The 12,371-nt window shown below is 46.0% G+C and carries 9 protein-coding genes and 1 pseudogene; 3 read left to right on the forward strand and 7 right to left on the reverse strand.

The features are described 5' to 3' along the window. Positions 1–243: 243 nt before the first annotated feature. From EDM52_RS02505 to dacB, 4 genes are all read right to left on the reverse strand, one after another. Positions 244–1,458 carry a DUF418 domain-containing protein gene (locus EDM52_RS02505; RefSeq protein ID WP_122907467.1) on the reverse strand — a complete coding sequence of 405 codons (1,215 nt, stop codon included), beginning with the start codon at positions 1,456–1,458 and terminating at the stop codon, positions 244–246. A 78-nt stretch (positions 1,459–1,536) separates the two neighbouring features. Then, on the reverse strand, positions 1,537–2,280 hold the full coding sequence (locus tag EDM52_RS02510) for a YheC/YheD family protein (RefSeq protein WP_122907432.1): 744 nt from the start codon (positions 2,278–2,280) through the stop codon (positions 1,537–1,539). After that, complete coding sequence (gene panD / locus EDM52_RS02515; RefSeq protein WP_122907433.1) at positions 2,277–2,669, reverse strand: aspartate 1-decarboxylase; 393 nt, start codon at positions 2,667–2,669, stop codon at positions 2,277–2,279. The genes EDM52_RS02510 and panD overlap by 4 nt, the downstream gene beginning before the upstream one ends. A gap of 225 nt (positions 2,670–2,894) precedes the next feature. Then, positions 2,895–5,786 carry a D-alanyl-D-alanine carboxypeptidase/D-alanyl-D-alanine endopeptidase gene (gene dacB / locus EDM52_RS02520; protein WP_122907434.1) on the reverse strand — a complete coding sequence of 964 codons (2,892 nt, stop codon included), beginning with the start codon at positions 5,784–5,786 and terminating at the stop codon, positions 2,895–2,897. Positions 5,787–5,961: 175 nt separating this feature from the next. On the opposite strand from dacB, the gene EDM52_RS02525 reads away from it, so the two are divergent. The 3 genes from EDM52_RS02525 to EDM52_RS25075 all read left to right on the forward strand — a co-directional run bounded on the left by EDM52_RS02525 (position 5,962) and on the right by EDM52_RS25075 (position 7,259). Then, positions 5,962–6,510 (forward strand): hypothetical protein, encoded by a 549-nt coding sequence (locus EDM52_RS02525; protein ID WP_122907435.1) that lies wholly within the window; start codon positions 5,962–5,964, stop codon positions 6,508–6,510. A 277-nt stretch (positions 6,511–6,787) separates the two neighbouring features. Then, a complete protein-coding gene (locus EDM52_RS25070; RefSeq protein ID WP_245996472.1) occupies positions 6,788–7,021 on the forward strand; it encodes a hypothetical protein in 234 nt (77 codons plus the stop codon). Positions 7,022–7,082: 61 nt separating this feature from the next. After that, entirely contained in the window at positions 7,083–7,259 is a 177-nt protein-coding gene (locus EDM52_RS25075; RefSeq protein ID WP_245996475.1) for a DUF4261 domain-containing protein, read from the forward strand. Positions 7,260–7,375: 116 nt separating this feature from the next. On the opposite strand, the pseudogene ppsA reads toward EDM52_RS25075, so the two are convergent. The 3 genes and pseudogenes from ppsA to EDM52_RS02545 form a co-directional block, all read right to left on the reverse strand. Further along, a pseudogene (gene ppsA / locus EDM52_RS02535) lies at positions 7,376–9,977 on the reverse strand (phosphoenolpyruvate synthase). Positions 9,978–10,160: 183 nt separating this feature from the next. Further along, a complete protein-coding gene (locus tag EDM52_RS02540) occupies positions 10,161–11,423 on the reverse strand; it encodes an aminopeptidase P family protein (RefSeq protein WP_122907436.1) in 1,263 nt (420 codons plus the stop codon). A gap of 231 nt (positions 11,424–11,654) precedes the next feature. Beyond that, positions 11,655–12,371, reverse strand: coding sequence for a hypothetical protein (locus tag EDM52_RS02545; protein ID WP_122907437.1), 717 nt, complete (start codon positions 12,369–12,371; stop codon positions 11,655–11,657).

Genomic DNA, 12,371 nt, shown 5'->3' on the forward strand with positions numbered 1-12,371 from the left:
CAGCGGTGTCTGGGGGCGAGGAGCACTTTTTTCTGATAAGGAAATCTTGCCCATCTGCTAGCCGTTTTATCTGAAGGTAATAACCTCTCAGCCGAGGGTCCGCTCATTAGAAAACTTGGCTACGCCAAGCTTTTGGCGGAGCCTTAGTTGCACCTATACTATCTTCCGCTAATCTTTTTAGCGCTTTAGCGCACTTAAACTTTCCGATAGTACAAAAAAAAGCGACCGATAGGCTCGGACGCATCATGACAATGGTTGAAGCTTCTTGTCTTTTCGGAGTGGTACTCGATTCGCATACGTGAGACAACGCCATACCCACTCAAGTGGACCATAGTAATAGCGGGAAAGCCACCAGCTGCTGAACGCAACCTGCCCTGCAAAAAGAATCAGGCAAATGAACGTCCCCGTCACCAGACTGACGGTTCCATACACAGCAAAGACACGTGAGATGAAGACAAACACCACGGTTTGAAGCAGATAGTTGGTAAAAGCCATTCTTCCTACGATAGCCAAGGATGAAAAACGTTTTCGCCATTGCTCACGGGAACACAATAGCAGGAGCGAGCTGATGTAAAAAGCGCAAAGCGTAAGTCCACTCCACCCTACAAAGACAGTAATGGATGTACTTTTCGCTGCTGGCAGGACGATCCACCCGGCCTGCAAGAGTGGAATCATCCCCACAAGTGGAATACTCATGACCAGAGACGTCCACCAAACCCGTTTGATGGCTGAAAGATGATCCATCGTTCGCTGAATGATTCCCTGTCTAGCCGCAGTGAAGCCAAATAGAAAAAGGGGAAGCACCGTGATGACTGCAAAAGGTTCATTCGCCAAAACGATGGGAAATTCATGTGTTATGCGAAATTGCATCCACTCAGACCACGTTCCATCCTGATACACTTGTATCGCCTGCATGACCAATGCTGCTTTCCCGGCCTGATTCTCCAAACTGGGGTCTGCGGGAACGAGTAGAATCAAGAGCATCATCAACTGATAGATGATCAGAAGAAACCATGCCCATCTAAGTACCGTGCGCTGCTGCTTGCGGTAGAACAACAAGAGAATGAAACCCGCCAATGCATATGTATGCAAGATATCACCATACCATAGGAAGACAAAATGCAGTATCCCCACTGTGAAGAGAACGAGAATACGCCTGCCGTACATTCTTTTCATCGGTAATTGCTTTTGCTCTGCCCGATGCATGAATAAATAGAATCCCGCTCCAAACAGAAAGGAAAAGATCGTATAAAACTTTGTCTGGACAAACATGTTGAAGAAAAGCCTGACACATTCGTCCAAGACTGTGTGCTGTACAGGCAGTCCTTCAGCGGGAAGGAACAATACCGGGTGGAGAAATGTCGGCATATTCACCAGCACGATGCCGAAAAGGGCAAAACCACGGATCACGTCCAGCTGATGGATGCGCTCTCCCTCTGTTACAGGAGATGTGTTCACGACTGTCATCCTTTCTTGTCCATCTTGCCTTCATCGCAAGAACCACCTGTCAAAGGGGCTGCCCAGGTGGTTCTGTCCTCAACGCGTCGGCTGCGAACGCAAGGCTTTTATTCTGCGGTAAAAGCTTTTATCGGGCAATTTTTGAAATAAAGAGATCGCAGGCCGAAAGTTGGCTTCAATAAACCAAATTTTCCCTTGTTGATCGAGTCCCAAATCCAATCCTACTTCCCTGAGATTCGGATACGCCCTGCCTAAACGTCTGGCTATTGCAAATGATACCTGTCTTAGCTCTTGAAGTAAATGCGGTGAACAGGCAATCTTTGACTCTGCGATGGCTTTGCGCAGCGGCAGTACTTTTCCCCGACTGCGCGCCACGTTGGTAACCACATAGCCAGGTCCCGCCAGCTTCGCCAACCATCCTGTAATGATCCAGGGCTCTGTGCTTTTTTGACGCTGCACCATCACTCTGATGTCAAACGGCCTGCCGCTGATCCTCCCAAGTGAAAGATGAGGTTGGAGCAGATAAGTTTTTGGTCGAAAAAGGGAACGGATATAGGCGACGGTTTCCTCTTTTCCATGCACGACTCGCTTTGATGGACCAGCGTGAACCAAATATTGTTCATCGCCAATACTCGTGAGCTTCATAATTCCTGCTCCTCCACCACCCCCAGATGGCTTCAGGATGACACTCTTGTAGTTTTCGGCATACTCCCACAAGCTGTCTGGGGAAAAAGGAGTTGTCGGAGGTAAGTAGCTTTGCAGAAACTCATCTTTACTCAATTTCTGATGTTTACTCCATTTACCAACGTTTGGCGCTTTTATGGGGACATCTCTCCATTCGTAATCAAATGGTGCTCCTCCACTTTCGTAATCCGGTTCTGTCCATCTACGAACACGACACGAGGCACCAACTTCTTGGCATCCTCATCCTCATACATGCCCATGCTGAGGATAATCACCAAATCACCTGGCGCAAAGAGATGAGCAGGAGGACCATTCAAGCAAATTCTTCCCGTTCCTTCATCTGCTGGCAGGGCATAGGTCTTCCAACGTGTTGCATTACGCAAACTGGTTACCTGTACGATTTCGTACGGAAGAATGTCAGCTGCTTTCATCAGCAGGGCATCAATCGTAATACTGCCTACGTAGTCCAATTCCGCCTGCGTGACGGTTGCTCGGTGTATTTTGCCTTTGCACATCTGTCTTTGCATAGGCGATGCACCCCTTTCCCAATCCAGATGTTCCTAGTCTATGAGCCTTTGGATGTCCATGAACCAGAAAGTCAATGAGTCGTTCGCGATCTGATTATCAACAAAACGGTCATGACCGCATGTAGTAACGTCCATTTTAATGAAAAACGTCGAGACGTTTTTCATTAAAAAAACGAGGCCACCCAGGGCCTCCTCCAATCAGACATGCTCTATTCTTTACGTTGTTTATTCGTGAGCGGCGAGAATCGATACGATCTGCTCCTCAAGCTCATTCAAATCCATGCCGGGTGGCGTATAGCCATTGATGATGAGGGAGAATGCGAGCTTCTCCCCGTTTTGCGTGCGAACGTACCCGGACAAACTGCTCACATCGGTAAGCGCGCCGGTTACACCACGCAGATTTCCTTCTGCATCTGTATCCAGGAAACGATGTTCCAGGGTGCCCTCTTCCCCTGCAAGCGACATGGACTCTTCTATAACAGGTCCAAATGGTTGTTTGTTCAAGCCCTCCAGCACAGAGACGAAGTGCCGAGGTGAAATCAGATTGTATCTCGTCAATCCAGATCCGTCTACCATATCAAAGTTAGTCTTGCTGCCCAGTGTTTGAACCGTCTCCAGCACAGCTTGAATCCCCGAATCCGCACTTCCTGTACCTTTCTTGGCTGCCCCTATGCTCTTTAAGACCATTTCTGCATAGTTGTTATCACTGTTTTTACTCATGTAATCCACGATTTCTTGTAGCGGCAAGGAAGTAAATTCGGTCCATTTTACCGCCGTTACCGGGACAGTCCCTATCATGATCTGACTGCTTGCTGAAAAACGAATGCCCTCGCTCTCCATTTTTTCCTTCAGCACCGTACCGAAATAAAGCGCCGGGTCTTCCACAGGAACCTGCTTGGCTCCTCCTTCGTGCTCGAGCGGAAGTGTGCCGGTAATTGTAAATTGATTGGTGGCACGATCTCGTTCAATGGCGATTGCGGCCGTCGAACCTGCCTCTACCGTCTTCGCTTCGTTCTTTATTTCTATAAAGGAGGTATTAGGATAAATCGCTACGCTCACCTGATCCCCAATCTGTTCACCTGGCTTGTAAGCAAGTGTCACCAAACCACGGTTCAAGGACAATGCTCCAATCCTTGGATTGAATGCTTCATTCTCATCGTCCCAAGTCCACCCCAAGCCGAGACGCTGTTGATCAAACACACTTTCATCAAGAATCAGGTTGCCTGTAATCTGCTGAATCTGTTGTTCTTTCAGATATTCCACGATCTGTTCGATGGATACCCCTTCCTGGACCTTTAACGCATCCTCCGTATGAATGGTCGGGTCACCGTACCCTTTGACGAAAAGATTGCCGTTGATCGTGCCATCGCCCGACTGTGCAACATCTGTGTAAAGCTCCGTCTTGAATACATGCTCCGTACCCAGCTGTTGAAGCGCAGCAGCACCGGTCAACAGCTTGACGTTTGCTGCTGGTGTCAAAAGAGTATCAGCATCCCTTTCGTACCATACGGCGGACTCGCTCGGCTCATCCAAGGCTTTTACGACCAAGCCTATCGTGAGGTTTTCCCATTCTTTCTGATCTAGAATCGGGTCGAGCTGGTTAGAAAGCAAGTACGTTTTCGGAGCTTCCGGAATGTACCCCTCCGGTGCACCAAGCTCGGGATACGTAGTGGCGAGAACGACCACAAAATCTTGCAAATCTCTGGCATACTTGGATTTGTAAACACCGTTCGTCATGATGGAATACGCGAGCTTATGTCCATTTTGGGCCGTGACGTAGCCGGATAATGCATTGACACCGCCCATCGAACCGGTTTTTGCGATCGCCTTTTTCTCTGCAATGGTCCCTTTCATCCGACTAGCCAAGGTACCATCTACTCCCGCAATTGGGAGTGATGCTTCCAATACGTCTCGATACGATTGCTTCTGGACAAAGTCAAGCAGCGTCACCATCTGCTCTGCGGTAATCCAGTTGAAACGGGAAAGGCCTGAACCATCCACTACTCTGTAGCCTTCAGGTACACCTGCTCGTTGAAGCATATCGCTCACGACTTCACTGCCTGCCGAAAAGCTGCCCTGCCCTTTCTGAGTAGCTCCCAGTGTTTTCAGCAGCATGTCCGCGTAAAAATTGTCGCTATCCTTGTTCAATTCCACGATCATCTCGGAAAGTGGCTTTGATAAATGAGTATGAAGAAGAGAGCTTTTGCTGACGACAGTCTTCTTCACGGACGATTGTGCTTGTACCGCGATTCCTTGCGCAGTCAGCTCTTTTTTCCACAGCTCCCCGACAAAAAGGGCTGGATCTTCCATCGTGACATCTTGTAGGTACGGCTTTGCCTGTGCTCCGATCGTTCCTGTCAATATCATTTCGTTCTTGCCCCTAGGACGATCAATTGTAATGTTACGTTCAGTACTGTTTGCAACGGTCGTGATTTGATTGTTGATTTTGAGCATGGTGGTAGCAGGTTGCATGTTCACCACAGCTGCACCTGCCGGACCTGGTGCGATGGTAAGCTCCACGCTATTTTTTTCTACTGCTAATCCGCTTAACTGCGCGCTGTAGCCATAAGGCTCATCATCCCACATCCAACCCATTCCAAGGCGCTGACTGTCGAAATAGCTCTCGTCGACGAATAAATTGCCATTCACCTTTTTAATGCCTTTTTGTTTCAAGGCTACTGCAATACCCTTTAAGTCATCGACGGTTAGAGTGGGATCACCATAGCCTTTTAGCACCAGATTGCCGTTGACGGCGCCATCAGCCGACATCGAGCCAAGGACATGGACTTCTGTCTTCCACTGGTAGGATGGTCCCAATCGATCCAATGCTGTAATGGTGGTGAACAGCTTCAGTGTAGAGGCAGGAATAAAGCTTCGATTGGCTTGATGCTGATAGAGGTATGTCTGATCCGTCATATCATAGATGGCAATTCCTGCATGCAGCCCCATACTGTTCTCATCTAATTTCAAACCAGACAAGTACTTTTCCATATTTGCCTGCAAAGATGAATGCGCTGCTATTGTTCCTGATTGTGCGTGGGCAGGAACAGTCCAAACAGATAACACCATAACCAGCATCAGCAGCCATGTACAGACACGTTTGAAGCTCAAATTCATACTCCTCCTCTACCTATTGTCGTACGTGTCGGTTTCTTTTATCAGATCATACGAACCTTTGTACGAGCTTTATTTTTCTAAATAGTACCACAATACAAACAATTTGACTTGCGACTAACGAACCCCTTCTTGATCATACTAAATGGGAAAATGCCATTCATTGGAGGGAATCTTCGTGTATCTTCGCCTGTTTCTAATCCTTGCCATGCTCTGTACGTTTTCAAGCCCTGCTTCAGCCGAGCCGGATCTATCCACCTTGCAAGTAGACCGATCTCCAGCTAAAAACGTATCGGATCTGATCAAGCGTTGCGATCTGATCGCGTATGGTTGGATCGACAGCGCCTACCAGTCAGTCCCCACCCGGAAAGTAGTGAGGCAAGGGAAGGTCGTCAACTACGTGCAAAAGTTTCAAATCAAAAGATCATTCAAGGGAACATCAGCTCGATCCGTCAAGCTCTTAAGCACTGGCGTGGAGCCATTGCCTGACGCAGAGGATCCGATCAATATGACCTATCCCGGCCCGCTTGGAGAAGGAAACTATTTGTTGTTTTTACGAGCGGTGAAAGGGACTGACATGTATAGTATTACCGGAATCTGGCAAGGCGTCTATCCCTTGCATGGTGGACGAACGATCGCGCTTCAGGGGATCGGCTTCGCAGAGTTGAATGGATTGACGCTGGATCAAATCGCGCAGAAAATAGGCAGTTTGCACTCCCGCCCATGAGTGATGTTGGAGTGGCGAAGCTGAGTGTACGGAAGACAACTTGTTATCCTCAAGACCACGAGCTTTCATATATTTCAAGCCTATCTCTCCGCGCTTTTATTCGGTAGATGGTAAAGGAACCCCCGACTCTCCACTAAAATGGAAAAACTGTTTCGTTGAATCAGTCTTCTGGGGTATAATCGCAACTGATTCTTTGACCGTTGTTTACGCCTGGAGCTTGGCACTGCGAATAACGGCAACGATGGAGAGGAGATCAGATCATCGATGGAAAACTTGCTTGAGTGAGAAAGACTTTGGCTTTGCACGGGTCTATGCCGTTGAGCTGAAATACAGAGATGAACCTAAACTAGACCGAGCTTTGCTGTATCAGAAAATGGAGCAATACACTGGGAAGGTTGGGCAACCGGATCAAGACGAGGCAAATTCAGCAAAGCATGCTGTCTGGGAAGCAAATGAACCCGCTCAAGATCAGATGCTGCATTTCTTCCATTTAAACTATATGGTTCGCTAAGCTGGTCGAGCCTCAGCCGTTCCTGTCTGCATTGAATGACGGTGAGATTTTGTATGGTGCTATGAATATACGTTTCTATCGCGTCGAAGGAGCCGGAAGTGACCGGCAAGAAGCCCTGATGGACACTAGAGGGCTCGCTGCTCTCGGCATTCCGGACGTTCAATGCCATTTTTATGACCTCGACCCGGGCGAATCTTATTATGCAGGTAGACAGGGATACGAAGAAGCGGAACATTAATTTTATTTGTATGAATCGAAATAGCTTGATCCCATAGAATAACAAACAGCGGCGAGCTAAGACCTGAAATAAGTCTTAGAATTGCCGCTGTTTCAATTACTAGGCGTAATCAATCATTACAATATTTCGATATACCCTTCTGTTCCATGTACGCGAATTCGTTGCCCGTCTCTGATCCTTTTGGTGGCATTTTCCACCCCAACAACTGCTGGCAGGCCATATTCACGTGCGATAACTGCTCCATGGGTCATCAGTCCACCCACTTCGGTAACTAGGCCTTTAATGGATACAAACAACGGCGTCCAGCTAGGGTCAGTAAAGGGAGTGACTAATATATCTCCCTCTTCTAGAGCAGCATCTTCCATGTTTAAGATGACACGTGCACGTCCCTCTATGACTCCGGAGGAAACAGGTAGACCGACAATAGCTTCCGCTGGGAGACTTTCTCGTTTGTACTTACCAACAGTGATTTCACCATCAGACGTGATCACACGTGGAGGAGTTAGCTTTTCAAATAATTTGTATTCGTCTTTTCGTTTGCTGACGATTTGGTCATCTAGTTTATTGGCGCGTACGAGATCGTGAAGTTCTTCAAAGGTGTTCTTTCTCTTGTATCACACCCAGTTGTACGAGTTTTTCAGCTTCTTTCAGTAAAGCCTGCTTATAAATGAAGTAGCGACTGATCATGCCGTATTTTGGATATTCCCTAAACCCGCTGAAATTCCGGATAAGGTCAATCATTCGTTTTGTTTCTTCGGCTTTTTGTTCACCATCCGGCAATTGCTTCAATCGATCTAATAACGCTTGTTCTTTTTTCAAAGCCTCCTGTCGCCCATGCTCAAATTTCCGAATGCTAGCTTGAGGCTCGAGGTTTTTAATATTGCTCAGAATCATTGGAACCAGTGTAATAGGTTTTTCGCTCCAACGAGTTCTCGTCAGATCAATTTCTCCGGTACAACGCATTCCGAATTTGCTGAGATAATCCTGGAAAGCAGCTCGCGTTTCCTGTCCACCATCAAACGTAACCAGTTCATCCAAAAAGTTATCATCTTTTACATGTTGTAAATAATCCATGACTTCTGGATAAGGACGGATCACATCAGCGACATCCAAGAGGGCCAGACCCATTTCCGACGTAATATTGTTAGGGACAGATTGTGAGAGCGTATCTGCTGCGTTTTTTTCACCTAACCACTTGTTCATGTTTTCATTGATCCATGATGAAGCATTCATAGCAGCCATAATTATGCGCAAACTTTTGGGGTCAAATAAAATTTTCTTTAATTGCTGGATGTCTTCTCGTATAAAATCAAATAAATCTGATCCTGATTTCGATTGGATGTTTTGTTTCAACTCTTCTATCGATATTTGAGTACTCTTAATCAAATCAGAAACGATAGTCGGATCGTTTTCGATTTGATCTTGAAAACCCGCTGACGACTTATCTTTATTGCTTTTACCGGGACTCTGTTCACTTTTGTCGTTTGGCAACGATTTTATAAAATCGCCTCGCCTAATTATGGTCTCAAGTGCGTCTTTTATGAGCGGATCGGATTGTCCGAGGGTATTTAATAAGGTTTCCCTGCTGACAGATGAGGCAAGCATTTGTGTAACATCAACATACAGCCTTCCCCCAGCTTTGCGCATGGGAGCTGGAGTCGTTATCAGGTAAAAAGACAATCCCAGTGGTTTCATGGGATCTGTCATCATTTGTTGATGTCCGACAGAAACGTATACGTGATTTTCTTGATCATCCGCTTCAGGGATCGGGTACAAAGTCGTGATTGGCCGACTCTGAAGTATATAACATGTATCATCAACCAAACACCATTCGATATCTTGTGGGCAACCAAAATGAGCTTCGATCTGTCTTCCGATGCCTGCCAGTTGTAAAATTTGTTGGTCAGTAAGTGTTTGAGTCTTTTGCTGATCGGCATCGATCGTCTCGGTCCTCGTTCCGCCTTCTTTTCGACCGTAGATCGCCAATTTTTTGGTCGCTATCCTCTTTTCGACGATTTTCCCGTCCTTTACTTGATAACAATCGGCAGAGACCAAACCAGAGACCAATGCTTCTCCAAGTCCAAATCCGGCATCGATTGACAACAGCTTTCGGTTTGAAGTAATCGGATCGGCAGTAAATAAAATCCCTGAAGCCTGTGGGAAAACCATCCTTTGAATGATGACGGAAATAGTCACTTGACTGTGGTCAAATCCATTATGCATCCGGTAGATGACCGCGCGATCCGTAAATAGGGAAGCCCAACATTTGCTGATATGCTGCATAATTGCTTCTTTCCCGATGATATTTAAATAGGTGTCTTGTTGACCTGCAAAAGAGGCATGTGATAAATCTTCAGCAGTCGCACTGGAACGAACTGCGTAAGCATGTTCCTTACCAAACTGCAAGTGATAGTGAGTTACTGCTTTCTTCACCTCGTGTGGAATTTCTATTTCCATAAGGGTCTGCCGAATCTTCCTGCTGATTTCAGCAATTTGATCTCGATCTTGTACTTTTAGCATGGTGAGTTGATCCAACAAAGCGTGATAGGTCTCGTTTTGTTCGATGGCTCTTTGATATCCCTCTGTTGTAACACAAAATCCTTCTGGTACTTGTATCCCTTCCAATTTTGATAATTCCCCTAAATGTAACCCTTTTCCGCCAACGAGTAAAAGCTGCGTTTTTTCCATTTCCTGAAAACTGAGCACGAAGGAACTCATTCGATATCGCTCCAGAATATCCAGGTTCTTTTTCTATTTTCCTAAGCTTCAAGGCGATGGCGCCAAAACCACAGGTCAGAAAGCGAAAATCCACGGTCTACTAATAAAAGCCTTTTGCTGAGTCATCGAACAAGCCCCTCACTCATTTTTAAAAAGTGAAGGGCTTTCTGCTATTTCCGTACACTATTCCTTTTTTCCGATCAACCATTCCACAGCTTCGATTTCCTTCGGGATCTGCGATGAGAGCACCTCGTAGCCTTCTGCTGTAACTAACACATTATCTTCAATCCGAATGCCAATCGCTTCTTCCTCTATGTACAGACCAGGTTCAATCGTGATCACCATACCGGGTTGAATGGCAGCTGTGTAATCCGAGATATCGTGCGTATCCAGTCCAAGATGATGAGACACGGAATGATAGTAGTATTTGGACAGCTCACTGCTCTCTTGGATGAGACCGAGACGGAGCAGGCCGTCTGTGAAAACTTGTTTCGTGACCTCATTTAAATCTTGCAGTGTGACACCAGGCTTCACTGCTTCGATGGTCTTGATTTCTGCTTCGAGTACCAGTTGATAAATCTCTTTCTGACGTTCTGTAAAGCGACCATTCACCGGAAACGTTCGCGAAATATCAGCCGAATAGTAATTTGATGCTGCACCAAGGTCAAGCAGGACCAAGTCACCATCTTCCGCACGTTGATTATTCGCTTCATAGTGCAAGACAGTAGCATTGATTCCGCTAGCAATAATGGGTAAATAAGGAAGCTCGCGTACACCGTGCGATTTCAATGTGAAATCATAGTGCGCCTCTAGCTCATATTCCATGATGCCAGGACGTGCGTGTGACCACATGCGCCGGATCGCTTCATCCGTGATCGCAATCGCACGTCTGATTTCTTCGATCTCTGCTGCACTCTTCACCATACGCAGTTCTTTTAGCCATGGGCCAGCATCGTGAATTTGCAGAGTTCGGTATTTCATCTGAGCATCTTCGGCAAAAGTCTCCGCAGGCGTCCGCTCATCGTTCCACAGGTAACGATACAAGTCAAGATAGAGCAATCCCTTGCCTTCGCAGCGCCTCATAAAGGTCCCGAATGACTCCAGCCACTCATCGAGATAGTCGAAGTGTTCGATACCAGACTGTTCTTTTGCCTCCTGCTCCGATAAGACGGCTCCAGTCCATTTCGCTTCAAATTCATTTGGACGCTGAAGAAATAACGTTTCGGTCACGGTCCCAGCGCTTTTCGTAATCATGAGAATGAGGTTGCTGCGCGCAATGCCGGTAAGATAATAAAAGTTGCGGTTCGGTGAAAATGGATATTTATCGTCATGACTGCGTGTCTTGACAACTCCTGAAAATAGTACAAGTGCGCTGTGATCAGGCATTTTTTCCGCGAGACTTTGACGACGATTGATGAACTCTTTTGGGTTCATGGTTATGGTCATTTGTTTTCTACCCCTTCGTTCGTGAATTTCTTCAAGGCAGCTACCTTTTGATAATCGGGCAAAATCTCGAACAGTCTCGCAACGTCCTGATGAATTTATATAACCTTCTTCATTCTATATTTCAGGAAATTTCCATTATTTTAGAAATAGTTTTCTACAATATGCCTTTTATAAAGTTCTAAAAAAAGCAGACGCTTTAGGTAAACTGCTCCTTGTTATTCATCATTGCTCTCATGGAATCTCGATCTCTCCCTTATTTAGTATCATCACATACTCCACGTCAACTTTACCCTCTGAATACCCGGATCCGTTTACAGAACGCTCAGGAAAAATTTGTTGATTCGTCAGATCATATGGAATCCAACCAAAAAACAAATTACGTCCGGGAGATTGTTTTGCTGATTCCACTTCTAGATATGCATTCATGAATGTTATCCAATCGTCGGGCAGTTGCATCGATCCATAAGATTTCTCTTGAAAGGAGATCCTCTTCTCCATTTGTACTCTTGGATAGTAGCGCTCTATCCCTTCTGCGATACGATATCCTCTGTCTCGAATGAGATAAAAATGAATAGAACTTAATTGATCCTTTGGGTTTATATTCCAAACAAAATAAAACGATGAAGGATCGTTCCCGTTAAGCTTCCAAAGTATAGGTTCCCCCTTTGTATCAATCGAGGCAACCTGCCATTTACGATTTTTCCATACCCAATAGCTAAGACCGTAGTCATCTTTTTTCGATATAAAAGGAACTAGTACGTGGCGCTCGTCAATAGAAATTGTATCTTGAATGATACTTGCGGTCGCCTTTGGAAAGATTCTATTCAGCTCTTCAACCAATTGTTCATTTGTTGGAAAAGAAGTAGGCGTCGAAAAATAGAACCAGTATACGATGATGGATAGCATTATGATCAAAAGTCCAAGAAACCATATCTTTTTCTTCGTCAT

The sequence above is a fragment of the Brevibacillus invocatus genome (genome assembly GCF_003710915.1).
Classification (GTDB): Bacteria; Bacillota; Bacilli; order Brevibacillales; family Brevibacillaceae; genus Brevibacillus; species Brevibacillus invocatus.

Bases quoted from the DNA above. Each gene is read 5' to 3' on its own strand.
- panD (WP_122907433.1), bottom strand. From the start codon at position 2,669: ATGCAAAGACAGATGTGCAAAGGCAAAATACACCGAGCAACCGTCACG.
- dacB (WP_122907434.1), bottom strand. From the start codon at position 5,786: ATGAATTTGAGCTTCAAACGTGTCTGTACATGGCTGCTGATGCTGGTT.
- EDM52_RS25075 (WP_245996475.1), top strand. From the start codon at position 7,083: ATGAATATACGTTTCTATCGCGTCGAAGGAGCCGGAAGTGACCGGCAA.
- EDM52_RS02540 (WP_122907436.1), bottom strand. From the start codon at position 11,423: ATGACCATAACCATGAACCCAAAAGAGTTCATCAATCGTCGTCAAAGT.
- EDM52_RS02545 (WP_122907437.1), bottom strand. From the start codon at position 12,371: ATGACGAAGAAAAAGATATGGTTTCTTGGACTTTTGATCATAATGCTA.